Origin of the sequence: Marinomonas foliarum (assembly GCF_016906065.1) — a bacterium.
In the GTDB taxonomy this organism is placed as follows: domain Bacteria; phylum Pseudomonadota; class Gammaproteobacteria; order Pseudomonadales; family Marinomonadaceae; genus Marinomonas; species Marinomonas foliarum.
On sequence record NZ_CP070273.1, the window covers coordinates 82,937 to 101,707 of the forward strand.

Consider the following 18,771-nt stretch of genomic DNA (forward strand, 5'->3'; position numbering starts at 1 on the left):
GGAGTGAATAATGAGTGTAAACAAACTAGGTAAGTTTGCTGTAATTGGATTGTCTGCCGCTTGGATTGCGGGTTGTAGTACAACAGCGACAGATACTGATTCTTCAACTGTTGCTGAAGATGCCAATTCAACAGAGCAAGCAGCTAATACTGACGGTTCTGATCAAGCATACGGTGCTGGTGAAGACGGTGCATTAACAAGTGTTATCGTTGATGATACCGATACTGCAGCCCAAGGATCTAGCATGGATTCTCTAGCTGGCGTTGAAACTGTATTCTACTTTGATTTTGATAAATCAATTGTTCGCCCAGAATCCCGTGAAGCATTGGCTAAACACGCTGAATATTTGGTTGCAAACCCAGATGCGCGTGCTGTTTTGGAAGGTCACGCTGATGAGCGCGGTACTCGTGAGTACAACATGGCTCTAGGTGAGCGTCGTGCTAAAGCGATTAGCCGTTATTTGACTATCCAAGGTGTAGCTGCTTCTCAAATCGAAACAGTGAGCTTTGGCGAAGAAGTGCCAGTTGCTTTTGGTCACGATAGCAACGCTTGGCAGCTAAACCGTCGAGTAGAAGTGCGTTACGAATAATGATCTATAAAAATATCAGAATTCGCTCTTTTGCAATGGTGCTGTGTTTCACAGCACCATTCGCATCAGCTGAAATGCAGCAGGCAAGCGGAGGGCTTTCACCGGGAGCCGCCGCTGACCTACTGTTCCAGTTAGAAACGCTACAGCAAGAAGTTCAAAGTCTTCGTGGCCAACTAGAAGAGCAAGGGCATGAATTAAAGTTAATGAAGCAAAGCCAGCGGGATCGTTATATTGATCTCGACAAACGTATATCATTGCTGATGTCGGCTTCTGTTAATGAAACGAACAGAAATCTACCTCCGGCACAAAATCAAGAACCACAGCGAGCAGTCAATCAAGATGCAGCAACTAGCCGAACAGCTAGTAATCAATTAATTACCTCACCTTTAGCTCCTGTTACGCTCCAACCGCCAACAGAAGCCTCTCAGCAAGCTTATAACGATGCATATAACCTTATTCGTCAAAGAAAGTTTGATGAAGCAGAGACGGCATTTACGCAGTTTGTGAAACAATTCCCAAACAACTCTCTTACTGGCAATGGTTACTATTGGCTAGGGGAAGTTAAATTGGTACAAGGTCGCTCTAGTGAAGCTATTGACGCATTTACTACTGTTATTCAGAAATTTCCTGGTCACAGTAAAGAGCAAGATTCATTGTACAAATTAGGGACAGTTAGCGATCAAATGGGCGATAGTGCAAAAGCAAAATCTTACTTGCAAGATGTTATTCGTCGCTTTCCAGACAGTAAAGCAGCTAAACTAGCGTCAGGTTATTTAAGTAAAATTAAATAGCTTGCATTCCTCAGCGGGCTCTGTATTATACGCAACCCGTTGGGTCGTTAGCTCAGTTGGTAGAGCAGTTGACTTTTAATCAATTGGTCACTGGTTCGAATCCAGTACGACCCACCAACGTTTTTATTCCTTTTGTGATTTTTGGGTCGTTAGCTCAGTTGGTAGAGCAGTTGACTTTTAATCAATTGGTCACTGGTTCGAATCCAGTACGACCCACCAAAAAACACTCATTCCGCTCCCAGTTTCTTAAGGGGTAATGATATGTCCGAGCTTTCCAATAAGTCAGCACTTCGCGATACCGTCCAAAAATATTTATCTGAAGCCGAAGAGAGTCTGAAAATAAAGTCAGTTGATGACGTTCAGATTCGTGCTGAAATAAAGTCATTACTAAAAGAAAAGAATGCTGTTTTAGTTGCCCATTATTATACTGAAGATGCAATCCAAGAACTTGCTGAAGAAACGGGCGGAATTATTGCCGATTCTTTAGAGATGGCCCGTTTTGGCGCAAATCACCCAGCAGATACATTAGTAGTTGCTGGTGTGAAGTTTATGGGTGAAACGGCAAAAATCTTGAGTCCGGAAAAAACGATTTTAATGCCAACTCTTGAAGCGACTTGCTCACTTGATATTGGCTGCCCTATAGATGAATTTTCTGCCTTTTGCGATCAATACCCAGATCGTAAAGTAGTCGTTTATGCCAATACTTCAGCGGCCGTCAAAGCACGTGCTGATTGGGTAGTTACTTCTAGTATCGCTTTAGATGTTGTAGAGCACCTTGTTGATCAAGGTGAAAAAATTATTTGGGCTCCAGATCAACATTTGGGCGGATATATCCAAAGAGAGACAGGTGCGGATATGATTTTATGGGATGGTGCTTGCATCGTCCATGAAGAATTCAAAGCAAAAGGAATTACTGATCTAAAAGCGGTATACCCAGACGCTGCAGTGCTTGTTCACCCAGAATCCCCAGAAGCAGTTGTTGAAGTGGCCGATGTAGTTGGCTCAACTTCTCAGCTGCTAAATGCTTCTAAAGCAATGCCTAACGATACATTTATTGTGGCAACGGATAGAGGTATTTTCTATAAAATGAAACAAGCCTCTCCAAACAAGCGCTTTATAGAAGCCCCAACAGCTGGCTCAGGTGCTTCCTGTCGCAGTTGCGCACATTGCCCTTGGATGGCTTTAAACAGCTTGGAAATGTTGAGAGATGCTTTAAAAAACAATTCTGGAGAAATTCATATCTCGGAAGAAACCAGAGTGAAAGCACTACACCCATTACAACGGATGCTAAACTTTCAAGTAAAATCGTAAGCAATATATTTAGGGACTCTAATACTTAAGAGTCCCTAAATATTTCTTCTCTAAATCAGCAAATGCCAACTGCAACCTGTCACTCTCAAGACTCTTTTTGTTAAAAACACCCCGTAATTCTTGGTGACTTTTCCCCAGCCTCATAGCTAATACTTTCTCTTTAAGCTCCGTGGTTATACTAACCAGCTTTCTATTTCTTTCTCGCTGTACCAAGAGTTCTGAAGATAAGTTATTTGAGGCCTCTTTATTAGGATTTATGTGCTCTAGCTCACTCTTGAGTTTCTGATTTGCATTTTCTATAGTTTGTAACTCGTGAGCAAGAAGAGTCACACAGGTTTCAGATTCATGTAGGAGCCTCTCTAGCTCTTTGGTATCTTTATCTTGCTCAGCAAGAGTTTCTACAGGAAAATTTTCTGTGGCTGAGCTCAATCCGTCTCGTAATGAAATTAGCGTTTCTTTTTTATTGGTATGCAATGCTTGAAGGCTACCAATTGCAGTACTGTTGTTTTCACTTAGTTGCTTTTCTAATTCAATAAGTTTGGCATCTCTATCACTAATATACTGCCTTAAAGAAGCAATCGACAGATTGGATGTTTCTAGTTCTGACTCTAATTGCAAAACCAAGAGCTGAGATTCCTTAGATATGCGCTCGAGCTTTGCAATAGCCGCTTGTTGAGCTTCAATAACGGAATGAGAGGTATGATTATGTTGGGCTTTAGACATCTCATTTTTTAGTTGATCTATTACAGTTTCTTGTCTTTCTGACAGGTGATTTAGGCTAGATATTTGCCTCATCAGGGTTGTTCGACGCTCTCGATCCTGGTTGCGGACCGCAGGAGCTTGCATATGAAATGCAGAATCTACTTCCTTATTAACACCTTGCTCTTTCTTTAGTCGTTCTATTTTCAGTCTAAGCTCATTGATTTTAGACTCTAAACGCGCTTTCTCAATTTTTTTAGCCGCCAAACGTTTTAGAGCCTGTTTTGATCTTTCAATACCATTACGCAAATCTTCATTCAAAAGATATTGATTTTCAGATAACAACTCCTTAGACATTAGAACCTCTGCGATCTGAATAAATTCTTCTTCCATTTCCTTTATGCTTTTTTTCAGCTCGTCAATATTATGCAGCTTTAACTTTGGGCTAAACAAAGCAGAGAATAAACTGGACAAAAAACGCTGTAATATTGGAGTTGGCTGTTCACTCACTTGATTCAACAGGATAGCTCGCTCAGCCTTTAAAATAGTCCCCCAAATTTTTAGGCGATTCTTTTCATGTTCACTCATTTGATTCAGCTCGAGAGCATTAGCGGCAAAGCTTATTTGCTTATCTAAGTAACGAGCCAGCCCCTTATATACATCTGGGTTATCTGCACCTTCCGATAAACTTAGCATATCATCTACACTATTTTCCAAAGTACTAGACTCTATAGCCTTGGCATTTTTTGAAAGTCTATGTGTCATCCATAGAAAGAAAATACTTACTAAAACAAGTAGTGTACTAATCTCAAGCAAAGTCCAAATCAACCACTTAGCCATAAAAATCCTCGACCTATCGGCAATAGATGTGATATTCATTATCATTAATTAATAGCAGATAACGAGTTCACTTTCATCATTCTTCACGTTTACGGAATAGATTTTTTTATGAGTAAAGAGTTTATAGCATTCATGCGCAATCGCGCGTCTCAACCAAAACTTGATTCGCCAGCGCCAAACGAAGATGAATGGCTTTCAATCCTTAGTGCGGCAAGTCGAGCCGCAGATCATGGCAACTTAACGCCCTGGCGCTTCCGAGTATATGAAGGGGAAGGGCGCGCAAAGTTAGGGCAAATTTATTGGCATCACGCGCTTTCAGAAGTTGATTCAATGCCTTTAAATAAAGAAGATGCATTCATTAAAAAAGCTTATCGAGCGCCAACCGTATTGCTCGTTTATGCTCACATCCAAGATCACCCTAAAGTACCAGCAATTGAACAAATAATGGCAGCCTCAGCAGCCGCTCAGCAGGTTTTACTTGGCCTAAACGCTCTTGGTTATGGCGCAATGTGGCGAAGCGGCCCAGCTTGCTTTACACAGAAAACAAAAGATCTCTTATCACTCAAACCAAATGAGCAAATTATTGGCCTCATCTATACAGGAACCCCCACAGAAAAACAGGATCTCATTCGAGAGGTAGAGCTTGAATCACATCTAACATGGGTAAGAGATTAATTTCTAAGGTTTAATTGCAAAAAAACTATTGCAATTAAACCTCTCCATCACTAATATACGCGCACAAATTACGCAGCGCGTATAAAAGTTTTGGTGAGCTGTCCGAGTGGCCGAAGGAGCACGCCTGGAAAGCGTGTATGTCGAAAGGCATCAAGAGTTCGAATCTCTTGCTCACCGCCATTATACCTCTAGAATCATGGGTTACAGAGTGTTTCTAGAAATTGTACATCAAAAAGTACATCAATAGAAAACCAGTTAGATTAGCTTCTAACTGGTTTTTTTTGCTCTAAACTTTATTTTTCTAACTCTTTCCTATTGGCTTTTAAGTTTAGTAGAGCGTTTTCAATAACCTGGCTTTGGCTTATCTTATCTAGTTTGCACTGGAGCATTAGCTCTTTATACGCAGCTGGTGAAATGTTGAATACGCCATTTTTTTGTTTAGATCGCTTCCTCCTTAAATACTGATTCCATGCCGTTTTCATTTGTCTGAAGATTTCTCGAGTGTCACTCGTTTCATCCCACCTACACGCATGATCAATGAAAATATTTACATTTTTTATGTTGGCTTCGTTGTTTAAGTTAGGCTGAAAGAATCGTGTTATGCCCTGAAAAATCCGTTTTTTCTGGACGTAATCATTGATCCATGTAGCTTGAAGCTCATCAGCAGGCACAATCCATTTCAGTCTCTCGACCATTTTTATATTTCTTGGGATTTCTGCTACCCGTACAGGTTTATACGTCTCGTTCATTTCAAGTCAGTCTTTATTTGTATGATTAGCCTTAACCATTATGTAAGTCTTGCTAGCTGAGTTTCTTGTAGCATAGTTCAAAAACTAACACTTAACTAGGACTACATTCTAGTAAATACTAGATTGTATACATGAAACATAACAAGTAACATTCTCAAAAATACCCTGTCTTACTACTCTATATTAAAGGTTTTAATGTGATTGGTGCCCAAATCCTCACACCAGACGAACGCTTGCTCTTGCTCTCTCTTTATCTGGATTATAGTCAGCTCTCATCCTTTTCATGCTCTATTGAAAAGCTTGTTAATGAACATCCTGCTTCGAGGAAAAGCATTACAGCGTTTTTTAAAAAAATGCAGTTTATGAATTTTTTGAAGGTTGAAAAAAGCTATGGCACTAGAGGGCCAAACCGGTATTTTTTTACAGAACATTGCCATCAATGGAGAGAGACAGACAGCATTTTAGGAAGTATTACCGAAGCAAATCATTTGATGTATTCGAAAGTCATACGCGAACCGTGTGAGCCGATTGTGCGAAGAAATGAAGATATAAAACTGTCTAATTCAAATCGTTTTTTATTGTTAATACTGATTTTGAAATCTGACTCTTTAGGGAGAGTTTCGAGCCTATCTATTTCTGAATTATCTAAGTTGATGGGCGTAAGCACTGGCAGCATAAAGCTTCGAATTAAGGCATTGAAAGCAATTGGCCTCTTAAGTGTCTATATCCCTGGGTGTAGTCATAAGGCAATCTTTGGTAAGAGCAAGGGAGTCTTGATTCTGGATGTCATGAATGCATTCATTTCTGATTTGTTTCCCAAGGCAAGTCGTCTTACCGCTAACATGCCTAATTTTTATGATTCGGATTTTTTTGGCATTTCTGAGGTTTCTGCTTTATTAGCAGGGATGAAAACAATTCATCTTACCTTTAATAAGTATGATTTTGATTTTAATTCAATTAAAAAACTGTTTGATAAGGATAACAGAGGGGCAAAGGTAAACGTTCATGATCATCTGCAATTTGTAATTTGCCATTTTACTTCAATATATTTAATCGAATATTGGGATCAAATAGGTACGAGTAATGAAGTGCAGCCGATTGATGAGTCACTGACTCTCGATTTTTTGACCCCTAAAAATGTTATTGTTAATGATGTTTATGTTGATTTTCTAAAGCTCATATCATTGTGGATCCATAGAACAGCTATCGCCCATAAATTTTTACTGCTCTTCCAGTATGGAGTGTCGTTTCGACCAAAATCTATGTTGATTATACCCACTAAAAAACTCAACACACATTTTTCAAAATTTGAAGTTGTTTTTGAAGCTCATGGCAAGTATCAAAGTGATGTACTGAGTGTGGGTGTTGATGGTGAAATTTGCTCAGCGATGGGAAATACTAAAGAGATAAAATTTGATGAATTTATAGGTGGTTTGTACTCATACCTTGTAACAATTTGATATCAGTAGGGGTAAATAACTCCAGAGTGATTTTTTTGCAGCTAAATGGGCTAGAGACTATATGCTGCTTGGCTTTAATTTTTCTTTTTTTGTCTGTAATAGATATATAGATCTATATATCTTAACCAATAATAAGAATGTATATGACCATGCACAGCTATAAGGCTATATAAGTAATATTAGAGGCATGTAAGAGTTTTAAAAAACATAGCTGGTAAACCCTGTGAATAGAATCACAGGAGAGCAGCTATGCCCAAACATCTTTCAATTTTAAACAGTAACCGATACTGCAACTTACCAGTCAACACCAACTACCAATTAGTTGAACGTTATCTTTCGCAAATCCATAACGTGATGAGTACCGCTTTTGCTCAGCACCCGCGTAGCATTGTCTTTCATACGGAGCTTCGCTTCCCACAGACTTACCAATGTTCAATAACAGAAAACGATTGTATTAGTCGTTTTATTGCTTCATTTAAAGCTCAAGTTGATACTGAGATTAAAGCAAGGTCTAAGCGTAGCAGTAGGGCACACCATACAGCTGTACGATATGTTTGGTGTCGAGAGCAATCTACCTCTAAGAATGTTCATTATCATGTTTTCTTTTTTATGAACGGCGACACTTTTCGTAGTTACGGTGATCTACGTCATCCTTTGCCAGGGCAACTGTGCTACATGCTTAATATTGCTTGGTGTCGAGCTTTACATCTTATTGAAGATGCAAGTAGTGGGTTTGTGCATCTACCTGGGCCGTTAATGCGCGTCAATATTAATGACTCTAATCCTCAGGAGTCTTATGATGAATTCATGAAAGTCAAAGCTACTCCATTAGAATCAGTGGCGCATTGGATCAGTTATCTTGCAAAGATTGATACAAAGCAATACGGGCAGGGTGGGAGAAGCTTTGGCTGTAGCCAAAAATAATATTAATTGCAGACTACAGACAAGTACCATTCAGGTACTTATCTGTAAGTGTATGCCTGATTTCGAATATTATAACTCTATCCCTTCCATTAGCTTATAAGCGTCAAAGTAGGATCTTGATCAAAAACCAATGCAGAATGTGGTATAGCATGATCCTTCCTAGAGTAACCAAGCGAACATAGGCATTAATCAGTACCTGTTTGATTGCAGACTTTACGTCACGAAAATTCTGCTTATATTGAAAGCCAGCAAAGCACATTAGTAAGAATAATTTGGTAAACATTATTTAAAACTCCTTTTTACTCTCATGGATTTTAATGAAATTAAAGGGTAAGGGATCAACTCTCGAACGTTAGGTTTCTATGGCAGAACTGTGCCTTTAAAGCAGACCCAGTTCAGCGAACGACACACATTCTTTTCCAACCACAATGTGATCAAGCACTCTGATATCAATCATTTTTAAAGCTTCCGTCAGCTTGTCGGTAATGTTTTTGTCTGCCATAGAAGGCTGTGGATCTCCTGATGGATGATTGTGAGCAAACATCACTGCAGCTGCATTGTGCTGCAGTGCAGCTTTAACAACTTCCCTTGGATAAACGCTTGCAGAGTCAATTGTTCCGAAGAACAGTTCTCGATACTCGATTAGGCGGTGTTGGTTATCTAATAAAAGAACAGCAAATACCTCTCTTTCATAATGACCAAGTTTGGACTGTAGAAATTTTTTTGCCGCCTCAGCTGTAACCAATGTTTCTCCGCGCTTGTATTTGGAAGCGATTATCTCGGAAGCCATCTCCAGTACCTGATCGGCAGTCATAGGTTTTCTTGTTACATAGTGGTTTGAATTACTCATTCTGAAGATTCCTTTTACTTATTCATTGTTAGCTAATAAGTAATATAGGCATCAGAATTTATTGAATAACAGGTGTTTTTTTTGTACAGACGAGGAGGGTGAAAGCCAGTGTTTATAAGGGATGTAACATCCCTCTGGCTGTGATCTTTTTTATAAAAAACTTTTTTTCGTAATGAGGTGAATGAGACCGTACAGGAGTTCACCATGAGACTAATACGATTAAAAGAAGTGTTGAGGTTAACCGGCTTAAGCCGTTCAACTATCTATAATAGAATGAGTAAAGACCATTTCCCCAAGCCAGTGAAGCTTGGAGAAAGAATGGTTGCTTGGGTTGAGTCTGAAATTGAAGACTGGATAGAAGAGTTGATTCAGCAACGTGGTTAAACATCAGAAAATATTGCGATTAAAGACCACCAGCACCCTCATGTGTGAAGGTGTTGGTGGCTACCGATCTTAGATGGCGAAGATTCAGTCTATTTATTTGAAGTGAAATATATGAATTATTGTCCATTCCCCAATTTTCTCGTATTCTCTCAATATCAATTTTAAATAATCCAATCAAAAGACGATGGCATTCTGAATGGAAGATCAAATCCTTACCTTGCGAGAGGTAGCTGCTTATTTAAAGCTGGCAGAGAAAACCGCATATCGACTAGCAAGCGAAGGAAAGCTGCCAGGTTTTAAAGTTGGTGGTTCATGGCGCTTTAAGCGTGAAGACCTAGACGCATGGATAGAGAAACAAAAGGATAACGGATGATTCCCAATTATCAAGATTGCATGAGGCCTTTTCTTCAGGCTCTTCAACAGTCCACTGCAAACGAAGTTAAGCTTCGAGACATCATCAATAGCATTGCGGATCATTTTGAGCTCACAGACGCAGAGCGTGTTGAACCTCTACCGAGTGGCAAACAAGCTATTATCGATAATCGTGTCGGATGGGCCCGTACCTACCTAGCCAAAGCAGGACTAATTGATAGTCCGCGTCGTGCTCACTTTGTCATTACAGAGCGTGGCATTACGGCCTTAAATACGCCAAACCTTGAGATTAATAATCAATACCTTAAGCAGTTTGATGAGTTCGTTGCCTTTAAAAATTTAAGTAATACAAAAGAAACTATTGAAGACACGCAACAAACACCTGTCAAACTAGGCATGGAAGACGACAGCGCCATCACACCTGATGAGGCCCTTCGTAATGCTTATAAGACAATTAACGACGCATTAGCTCAAGATATATTGGAACGCACTCGTAACGTCTCTCCGGCTTTCTTTGAGCAGCTTCTAATAGACTTACTCATTGCTATGGGTTACGGCGGTACAGAAGAGGGCACTGCACACGCTTTAGGAAAATCTGGTGACAACGGCGTCGATGGAGTCATCAATCAAGACCCTTTAGGTGTAGACCAAATTTACATCCAGGCTAAACGCTACAAGCAAGGTAATAACATTAGCTCTGGAGACATTCGAGACTTCTTTGGTGCGTTAAACTTACATAACGCCCAAAAAGGCTTATTTATCACCACGTCAGACTTTACCAGCTCCGCGATAGACACTGCTCAAAAGCTCAGTACCAGAATCGTACTAGTAAACGGCAATGATTTAGCGAAGCTTATGTTGCGCTACAGCATCGGTAGCCGAGACGAACAAACCTTATATATTAAACGAATCGACGAAGAATTTTTTGAAAATTAATTTAATACAACGAATCAAATAGAGCATTTAATGAACACAGAATACCTCAAGCAACTTGAAAAAGACCTATGGTCAGCAGCGGATAATTTACGTGCCAACAGCGATTTAAAGTCCAGCGAATACGCTACGCCAGTACTGGGTTTGATCTTCCTAAAATTTGCTGACAACAAATACTCTCTGGCTGAAGAAGCGATTTTTAAAGAATACAAAGCTTTAAAAGGCACCCGAAGAGAAAAACCTCTTAGTGATATTGCCATAGAAAAGTGTGGTTTTTATCTACCAGACCACGCCCGTTATGATTACTTGCTTAACTTGCCAGAAGAAGAAAACATTGCCAAAAAGATCAAAGAGGCAATGCAGGACATCGAAAAATACAAGACTGAACTCGATGGCGTGCTGCCGAAAGACGAATATATTCCTCTAACGCGCACTGATAACACGCTCCCCGCACAATTGTTAAAAGCTTTTTCTAATATTCCCAAGGAAACCAGCGGCGATATTCTTGGCAAAATTTACGAATTCTTCCTAAGCAGCTTTGCCCTTGCAGAAGGCCAAGGCGGTGGTGAGTTCTTCACACCAACGTCCGTTGTGCGCTTGATGGTCGAAATCATCGAACCTTTCAATGGCACAGTGTACGACCCTGCTTGTGGTTCTGGCGGTATGTTCGTGCAATCGCAACGCTTTATTGAAGATCATCGTAACGAGTTACAAGCCCTAGGCGAAGACCACAGCGAAAACTCTCTCTTCGTTTACGGCCAAGAAAAAACCTTAGATACAGTAAAACTAGCGAAAATGAACTTAGCCGTTAATGGTTTACGGGGCGAAGTACGCCAAGCCAACAGTTACGCGGAAGATCCTTATCAAGGCTTTGGCAAATTTGATTTCGTGATGGCAAATCCGCCATTCAATGTAGACGATGTTCCCATTGCTACCGTTGAAAAAGACCCACGGTTTAATACTTATGGACTGCCGCGCAATAAAGGCAAAGTTAAAAAAGGCAGTGAAGGCAAAGAAACCGTCCCGAATGCCAACTATTTATGGATCAATCTATTCGCGACCTCGTTAAAAGAAAAAGGCCGTGCCGCTTTGGTAATGGCAAACTCTGCCAGTGACGCGCGCCACAGTGAAGCCGACATTCGTAAAACCTTAGTGAATAACAACCTGATCTATGGCATGTTGACCTTGCCATCTAACATGTTTTATACCGTTACTCTACCTGCCACCTTATGGTTTTTTGATAATGACAAACAAGATGACAAGCTGCTCTTTATTGATGCGCGTAACGTCTTTACTCAGATAGACCGCGCCCATCGCGAATTCACAGAAGAACAAGTGCACAACATCGCCATTATCAGCAAACTGCACAAAGGGCGACGCCGAGAATACGTTCACCTAATCGACAGTTATTTTGAAAAAGGCATGGCACTACTCGCGGAAAACAAAACGCAAGTTGCACAAGTAACTGAACAACTGTTGACAGTATTGGACGACGAGCAAGGCAAGCGCACAGTTGGCGAGTTGCTCAAGCAATGGTCAACGCTGACACAACTACAAAATAACTACGATGCCTATAAAGGCCAAGTAATTGGTCAATTTTCACAAAGCAGCAAAGTAGACAACATCAACCAAGCGCAACACACACTTCGCCAAGCGTTTGACCCTTTCTTTATGGCATTACATGCCGGTTTGAAACAGCTTGATAAAACCATTCGCCAGCACGAAAAAGCCCTTGTAGAACAAGCAAAGCAAGAGGCTATCAAAAAAGGCGAAGCACCCAAACGCAGTACGACAGATCGAAAAACCAAACTACTCAAACAAGCCCTAGAACAATTACACAAAGAAGTCACATCATCAGAAAGCTACTTTAAACACATCCATTGGTTACAAGAACGCTTCCCCAAAGCCGAATACGAAGACGTCACCGGACTCTGTAAGCTTGCATCGCCCGATGAAGTGAAAGAGCAAGATTATTCAATGAACCCTGGCCGTTATGTTGGCGTGATAATTGAAGAAGATGGCAAAACGGAAGAAGAGTTTACATCAGAGCTACTTGATTTACAGTCGAAATTCAACTCATTAAATGATGAAGCCAAATACTTAGAGAAAATTATAAACGAAAATATTGAGTTGGTAGTTGCATGAGTATGGAATGGAAAGAAGTAAAACTAGCTAGCTTGTGCAAAAAAGTTACAGTAGGTCATGTTGGATCAATGGCGGATAAGTATATTTCCAGTGGAATTCCATTTTTAAGATCTCAAAATATAAAGCCATATTGTATCGATGATAAAAACATGATGTACATCGATAGACCATTTCATGAGAAACTTCGAAAGTCAGAGCTTAAGGAAGGAGATGTTGCAATCGTAAGAACTGGATATCCAGGGACAGCATGTGTGATACCAAAATGGCTTGGAGAAGCTAACTGCAGTGACTTAGTTATTATTCGACCAAGTAAAGAGCTGAATCCATATTTTTTAACTGCAATATTTAATTCTTCATTTGGAAAGAACTTAGTTTCTGGAAACTTAGTAGGTGCCGCTCAACAGCATTTCAATGTCACTGTCGCAAAAGAGCTAAAGCTTAAATTTCCACCTAAACCAATTCAAAATAAAATCGCTGCCATCCTTACAGCCTACGACGACTTAATTGAAAACAATAAGCGCCGCATTGAGCTGTTAGAAAAAATGGCGGAAGAGATTTACCGTGAGTGGTTTGTGCGCTTTCGCTTTCCTGGTTGGGAAAAGGCAAAATTCGAAAAAGGGATTCCTAAGGGTTGGAGTGTTGAAAAAATAAAGTCTATTGTTGATAGAAAAAAATTTGGCAGAATTTATCGTGACAACGAACTAAAATCCGATGGAAAAATAGTAGTTATTGATCAATCCAAATCAAACTACCTTGGATTTTATGACGGCAAACCTGAACATAAAGCTTCAATAGATATGCCTAAAATACTGTTTGGGGACCATACCTGTAAAATAGTTTTAATACATAGAGACTTTTCTTTAGCTGAGAACGTTATTCCATTTACTCCAATAGAAGGTATGCCTGTTCATTTCTTATTTCATTTAATAAAAAATAAAGCTATCCAAACTGAATACAAGCGTCATTGGACTGACCTCACTGTTCAGGAGGTGCTAGTCCCACCAAATATACTACAAGAAGAATTCTCTATTTTAGTCAAAAATAATTACCAGTTAATTGAAAACCTAAAAGAAGTAATAGAAACACTCAATAAATCAAAAAGCCTCCTTCTCCCTCGCCTTATTTCAGGTAAGTTATCGGTAGAAGAGCTGGATATTCAATTTCCGCCCAGCATGCTAGAAGACGCGACTGTCTAATCATTAAAAAAAACAAACAGGCACGGTTTAAATCTCAGTAATAGGATTTTATATGGCACAGGGTAAGGTAAAGAATTTTATCAGTGAAGATGACATCGAAATGGCCTTGTTGCAGCATTTGCAGCATATTCATGGATTCGATGTGCTCAATTGTTTTACCGCCAAACCGGATGAGTTAAACGACGGTTCCCATCGGCAAGATAAACGGGATGTGATTCTTGTTGATCGCTTGCGGGACGCTTGCATTCGTTTAAACCCTGCCGTGCCAGATAATATTATTGACGAACAAGTGTTACCCAAGCTGATGGATCGGCGAATTGCCATGAGCCCGATTAAGGCCAACCGCGAATTAGATGAACTGATTCGTAATGGTGTGCCAGTGGTATTTGAAGATGAAAATGGGGTTAAGCAAGATGAAAAGGTTAAACTCATCGACTTCCCTAGCTTTCAGAGTACAGGCGAATCTTTTTCTGTCACTAAAAGTAAAAACCATTACATAGCCGTGCAGCAACTATGGATCAAATCTTCCGTGCAAGCGCCCTACGCTGGCTATCGTCGGCCGGATGTCATTCTTTATGTGAACGGTTTGCCTTTGGTGTTTGTTGAGCTGAAAAACTCCAACGTCAAATTACGCTCAGCCTATGACGATAATTTAGAAGCCTACAAACACGATATTCCACAGCTGTTCCACTGCAATGCTTTTTGCATTCTCTCCAATGCCATCGAAACCAAGGTCGGCAGCTTCACCGCTGGCTGGGAACATTTTTTCAGTTGGTTACGAGTCGACAATGAAAAAGAAGTTATCGACCGCAAAAAAATCGCCAAAGAAGGCACCAGTATTCAACGGGTGGTAAACAGTCTCTGCGCACCGACTAAATTGCTGGATTACGTTGAAAACTTTGTTTTATTCCATAAAGACACCACCAAGATCATCGCTCAAAACCACCAGTTTATGGGGGTAAACCAAGCCTTTGAACGTTTTCAACAACGTAAAACTCACGATGGCAAACTGGGGGTTTTTTGGCATACCCAAGGCTCAGGTAAAAGCTTTTCGATGATTTTTTATGTGCGCAAAATATTCCGTAAGATAACGGGCGATTTTAGCTTTGTCGTGGTGACAGACCGTAAAGACTTAGACGATCAAATCTACCGTAACTTTTTAAATACCAACACAGTCAATAAGACTGACGCTGCACAACCTAAAAATTCGGATATATTACGTGATTATTTAGGGCTGAATAAAAAACTGGTTTTCACACTTATCCAAAAATTCCGCTACCCAAAAGGTAAAAAATTCCCTTGGCTACTCGACAAAAGTGACCGCGAAGTCATTGTGATTGTCGATGAAGCCCACAGAACGCAATATAAAGACCTTGCTGAAAATATGCGTGCGGGGCTAAAAGGCGCTCACTTCATCGCTTTCACTGGTACACCTTTACTAGGAAAAGGCCGTAAGACAAATAAATGGTTTGGTGATTACGTCTCAGAATACAACTTCCAACAAGCCATGGAAGACGGCGCTACCGTACCACTTTTCTATCACAAACGTGTTCCTGAAGTATTGCTCCAAAATGATGATCTTGGAGAAGAGTTCTACGAACTGTTAGAAGATCAAAACCTAGACGATGCTCAGCAACAAAAATTTGAAAAGAAATTCGCGAAAGAAATGCAGGTTATTGTCCGTGATGATCGTTTAGATACCATAGCTCAAGACATTGTTTATCATTTTCCTCGCCGAGGTTATTTAGGCAAAGGCATGGTAATTTCGCTAGATAAATTCACCGCTGTAAAAATGTACGACAAGGTACAAAAACACTGGAAAGCCGAAATAAAACGACTGCGCGGCATTGTTAATTCCACAGATAACGATATTGAGCGCGAACGATTTAAGAAAATGATTGCATATATGAAGTCTGTTGATATGGCGGTCGTAATCAGTGATAGCAAAGCCGATGAAAAGAAATTCGAACTCGCCAAGCTTAACATCAAGCCTCATGCCGAACGCTTTGAAAAAATAGATGAACACGGCCAAGGCATCGAAGAGAATTTCAAAGATCCTGAAAACCCACTTCAGTTAGTTTTCGTCTGTGCCATGTGGTTAACCGGATTCGACGCACAAACCGTCTCGACGCTTTATATCGATAAGCCGATGAAAGACCACACCTTGATGCAGACTATCGCTCGCGCCAATCGCGTGGCGTCTTATCAAATACAAGGCTATAACGGTAAACTGGTTGAAAAGAAAAACGGCGAAATTGTCGACTATTACAATGTCTTCCGTAATATGAAAAAAGCGCTTAATGACTACGCCCAAGGTGAAGAAAATAGCGCTCAGCCTGTTCAAGAAAAATCAGAATTATTTCGTCTTTTAGATGATGCCATTGCCCAGGCCTATGGTTGGTGCCAAGAAATCAATATCGACTTAAACGCCATTGCCGACCAAGACGAAGTATTTAAGAACATTGAGTTGTTTGATTATTATGCCGATATTCTGCTAAGTAAAGATGAATGGCGTAAGTCGTTTTACGTTTACGACAACACGGTGTCCTCTCTATATGAAGCGTGCAAACCAGAAATACTTCAACAGAAACGACGTCCATTAATTGCCGTTATTCAGTATTTGCGTGGCATCTTTGATTCCAAAATAGATGAAGCAGACATTGATGAACTGACAATGCAGATTTCGGAACTACTCGATGAAAGTGTCGTGGTCGACAATGCCGAAAAATTCTCCATCAAAGAACACCAAGCTCAATACAACATTGTCCAAAAAGGCAAAACGTGGGATTTAAGTAAACTCAATTTTGAAAAACTCAAAGAAGAATTTGCCCAAGCCACTTACAAAAACATCGAAATTGCAGAAGTTAAAGCCTTCATCGAAAATAAGCTTCAGCAAATGATGCAGGTAAACCTTAATCGCACAGACTTTGCGGTGAAGCTGCAAGAAATCATTGATAAATACAATGCTGGTGGCTCTTCTACCGAAAACTATTTTGATGACTTAATGGACTTCGCTGAAAATTTAAAAGAAGAAGATGAACGACATGTACGCGAAGGACTCACAGAAGACGAACTTGAGTTGTACGACCTCCTTAAAAAAGAAAAGCTCACTAAAGCAGAAGAACAAAACGTGAAGCTTGCAGCGAAAGACCTCATCGTTCGCCTATTACAAAGCCATCCTAAAGTCTTAGTTCAAGATTGGTGGAAAGACGGACAAACACAACGCCAAGTTAGAGCCGCCATTGAAGATGTTCTAGATAAAGATTTGCCAGACAGCTACGGACGAGTCGAGTTCAAAGAAAAATGCGACAGGGTATACGACATGATCGTCGACTTCGCAGCAAATGGTAAAAAATGGGTAGCTTAATAATACAATTCTCATGACCATGTTTAAAAAAGACATTGAGTAATGCTCCTCTTTGAAAAGAGGAGCATTACTCCTTAGATAATTTAAAAGGATTTTTATGTTAAAAACGGACTTAAAGCAAATTAACTTTAAGCTTTGGTTAGCCTTAATTGTCAGCTCTTTCATCCCACTTATTTATACGACCACTCGTATTCATTTTATTGGAAGCATGCCAGATAGTTGGTCTCTTAGTATTGCGGCTCAAGTTGCCTGGTTAAACATTGGTTATGAGGTTATTGGTGAAGCTCTCATGCTTCCATTGGCCTTCATATTGGGACAAGCTTTCCTAAACCCCGTAGAGTTTAGAAAAAGGGCAGTTTCATCTTTAGCTATCATTATTTTGGTTTATGCCATCATGACGGCTTTTGTCGTTCAATTTACTCCTCAGCTTGTTACAGCCATGCAGCAAAACAGCATGCTATTGCAGGACACTATTATTTATATCCGCTTAGAAGCACTCGCTATTTTTATTTCTAGTGGGTATATGTTTATGAATTTGCTTCTTGTGCTTCATAGTAAGTACAAAGCACTTTATACGCTTTTAGTCATCCAAACAGTACTTATCGTAGTTTGTGATAGTGTCCTGGTTAGCCAACTACCGTTCTCTTATAAGCTTGGTATAAATGGCATTGCAGTGACAAATATTTTGGTGAATTCATTGTTGATTGTTGCAGCTCTTCAGTTGCTTAAACGCAATGCTATTAAGCTGTCTTACAAAGACATACGTTTTAAAAAACAAGCCTGGTTAAGGTTATGGTTCAACGTAGGCAGCAAATCTGGCTTAGAGTCTTTTGTTAGAAACACCGCATTTGTGGTTATGATTCTACAGTTGATGAATCAGCTTCAGCAGGCAGGGACGTTTTGGGTTGCAAATGGATTTATTTGGGGGTGGTTGCTATTACCTATATTGACTCTAGGACAAGTGGTGAAAAGAGATGCAGCAACGAGCAACGGGCTTAGTGAGGAGCGTGTTAATAGCTATTTAATGATCACGCTAGGTGTAGTTGCACTGTGGTTGCTGACACTACCGTTTTGGGAAAGCTTTGTTCACAACGTCATGGGAATAAACAACGCTTCTGAAGTAACACATTTAGTAATGGTTATGATTGGCTTCTATGTTGTCTTTGCCTTCAACAATGTCATCGATAGCTATTTTTACGGCATAGGTCGAACGGACTTAATGTTGTATCAGTCGTTGATCGTAAACACCCTGTTTTATGGCGCTGCATTTGTTAGCTACCAACAAGGCTGGTTTATTCCATCGTTGAATAAAATCGCCATTATGTTTGGTTTAGGTATCACACTAGATGCGGTCATTACTTGGCTTTTATATCGAATGGTAAGGAAGCAGTCGAAAGCCATGGATGATGGCTCCAAGATTTCGTTTTCTTAAGACTAATCTAAAATTTGGAATACAAAATCACAATAAACTCAGGTTATTTTTAGT

At 40.1% G+C, this 18,771-nt stretch carries 17 protein-coding genes and 3 tRNA genes; 16 read left to right on the plus strand and 4 right to left on the minus strand.

The genetic code is table 11. The features are described 5' to 3' along the window. Window positions 1-10: 10 nt before the first annotated feature. From pal to nadA, 5 genes are all read left to right on the plus strand, one after another. Complete coding sequence (gene pal, locus JSY38_RS00415) at window positions 11-589, plus strand: peptidoglycan-associated lipoprotein Pal (protein WP_205114709.1); 579 nt, start codon at window positions 11-13, stop codon at window positions 587-589. Then, window positions 589-1,380 (plus strand): tol-pal system protein YbgF, encoded by a 792-nt coding sequence (ybgF, locus tag JSY38_RS00420; protein WP_205114711.1) that lies wholly within the window; start codon window positions 589-591, stop codon window positions 1,378-1,380. Before pal ends, ybgF begins: the two co-directional genes overlap by 1 nt. A 41-nt stretch (window positions 1,381-1,421) precedes the next feature. Continuing rightward, window positions 1,422-1,497: transfer RNA gene (locus tag JSY38_RS00425), tRNA-Lys, on the plus strand. 26 nt (window positions 1,498-1,523) lie between these two features. After that, window positions 1,524-1,599, plus strand: a tRNA-Lys gene (locus JSY38_RS00430). Between the two features lie 42 nt (window positions 1,600-1,641). Further along, a complete protein-coding gene (gene nadA / locus JSY38_RS00435; RefSeq protein ID WP_205114713.1) occupies window positions 1,642-2,691 on the plus strand; it encodes a quinolinate synthase NadA in 1,050 nt (349 codons plus the stop codon). An 18-nt stretch (window positions 2,692-2,709) separates the two neighbouring features. On the opposite strand, the gene JSY38_RS00440 is transcribed toward nadA, so the two are convergent. Beyond that, on the minus strand, window positions 2,710-4,230 hold the full coding sequence (locus tag JSY38_RS00440; protein ID WP_205114715.1) for a coiled-coil domain-containing protein: 1,521 nt from the start codon (window positions 4,228-4,230) through the stop codon (window positions 2,710-2,712). 108 nt (window positions 4,231-4,338) lie between these two features. Between JSY38_RS00440 and JSY38_RS00445 the strand changes: the two genes are divergently transcribed. Together JSY38_RS00445 and JSY38_RS00450 are read left to right on the plus strand one after the other, a co-directional pair. Continuing rightward, the gene (locus JSY38_RS00445; RefSeq protein ID WP_114413765.1) at window positions 4,339-4,905 is read left to right on the plus strand and encodes a nitroreductase family protein; all 567 of its coding nucleotides are present in this window, start codon (window positions 4,339-4,341) and stop codon (window positions 4,903-4,905) included. A gap of 92 nt (window positions 4,906-4,997) precedes the next feature. Beyond that, window positions 4,998-5,085, plus strand: a tRNA-Ser gene (locus JSY38_RS00450). A gap of 113 nt (window positions 5,086-5,198) precedes the next feature. Here the strand turns inward: JSY38_RS00450 and JSY38_RS00455 are convergent. Then, the gene (locus tag JSY38_RS00455) at window positions 5,199-5,654 is read right to left on the minus strand and encodes a hypothetical protein (RefSeq protein WP_205114717.1); all 456 of its coding nucleotides are present in this window, start codon (window positions 5,652-5,654) and stop codon (window positions 5,199-5,201) included. A 197-nt stretch (window positions 5,655-5,851) separates the two neighbouring features. Between JSY38_RS00455 and JSY38_RS00460 the strand changes: the two genes are divergently transcribed. Beyond that, window positions 5,852-7,114 (plus strand): hypothetical protein, encoded by a 1,263-nt coding sequence (locus JSY38_RS00460; RefSeq protein ID WP_205114719.1) that lies wholly within the window; start codon window positions 5,852-5,854, stop codon window positions 7,112-7,114. Between the two features lie 249 nt (window positions 7,115-7,363). Then, window positions 7,364-8,038 carry an inovirus Gp2 family protein gene (locus JSY38_RS00465; RefSeq protein WP_205114721.1) on the plus strand — a complete coding sequence of 225 codons (675 nt, stop codon included), beginning with the start codon at window positions 7,364-7,366 and terminating at the stop codon, window positions 8,036-8,038. A 103-nt stretch (window positions 8,039-8,141) separates the two neighbouring features. Here JSY38_RS00465 and JSY38_RS00470 read toward each other — a convergent pair whose 3' ends face one another. Together JSY38_RS00470 and radC are read right to left on the minus strand one after the other, a co-directional pair. Further along, window positions 8,142-8,321, minus strand: coding sequence for a hypothetical protein (locus JSY38_RS00470; RefSeq protein WP_205114723.1), 180 nt, complete (start codon window positions 8,319-8,321; stop codon window positions 8,142-8,144). A gap of 96 nt (window positions 8,322-8,417) precedes the next feature. Further along, window positions 8,418-8,888 (minus strand): RadC family protein, encoded by a 471-nt coding sequence (gene radC / locus JSY38_RS00475; protein WP_205114725.1) that lies wholly within the window; start codon window positions 8,886-8,888, stop codon window positions 8,418-8,420. Window positions 8,889-9,092: 204 nt separating this feature from the next. On the opposite strand from radC, the gene JSY38_RS00480 reads away from it, so the two are divergent. The 7 genes from JSY38_RS00480 to JSY38_RS00510 all read left to right on the plus strand — a co-directional run bounded on the left by JSY38_RS00480 (window position 9,093) and on the right by JSY38_RS00510 (window position 18,717). Then, window positions 9,093-9,272, plus strand: coding sequence for a helix-turn-helix transcriptional regulator (locus JSY38_RS00480; RefSeq protein ID WP_205114727.1), 180 nt, complete (start codon window positions 9,093-9,095; stop codon window positions 9,270-9,272). A gap of 196 nt (window positions 9,273-9,468) precedes the next feature. Further along, window positions 9,469-9,645, plus strand: coding sequence for a methylation-associated defense system helix-turn-helix domain-containing protein MAD1 (mads1, locus tag JSY38_RS00485; RefSeq protein WP_148832193.1), 177 nt, complete (start codon window positions 9,469-9,471; stop codon window positions 9,643-9,645). Next, on the plus strand, window positions 9,642-10,580 hold the full coding sequence (locus JSY38_RS00490; RefSeq protein WP_205114729.1) for a restriction endonuclease: 939 nt from the start codon (window positions 9,642-9,644) through the stop codon (window positions 10,578-10,580). Before mads1 ends, JSY38_RS00490 begins: the two co-directional genes overlap by 4 nt. 30 nt (window positions 10,581-10,610) lie before the next feature. After that, window positions 10,611-12,722, plus strand: a complete 2,112-nt coding sequence (locus JSY38_RS00495) for a type I restriction-modification system subunit M (protein WP_205114731.1) — start codon at window positions 10,611-10,613, stop codon at window positions 12,720-12,722. Then, entirely contained in the window at window positions 12,719-13,918 is a 1,200-nt protein-coding gene (locus JSY38_RS00500; RefSeq protein ID WP_205114733.1) for a restriction endonuclease subunit S, read from the plus strand. The genes JSY38_RS00495 and JSY38_RS00500 overlap by 4 nt, the downstream gene beginning before the upstream one ends. Before the next feature lie 52 nt (window positions 13,919-13,970). Continuing rightward, entirely contained in the window at window positions 13,971-17,285 is a 3,315-nt protein-coding gene (locus JSY38_RS00505; protein WP_205114734.1) for a type I restriction endonuclease subunit R, read from the plus strand. Window positions 17,286-17,382: 97 nt separating this feature from the next. Continuing rightward, window positions 17,383-18,717, plus strand: a complete 1,335-nt coding sequence (locus tag JSY38_RS00510; RefSeq protein ID WP_205114735.1) for an MATE family Na+-driven efflux transporter — start codon at window positions 17,383-17,385, stop codon at window positions 18,715-18,717. The last annotated feature ends 54 nt before the right edge of the window (window positions 18,718-18,771 follow it).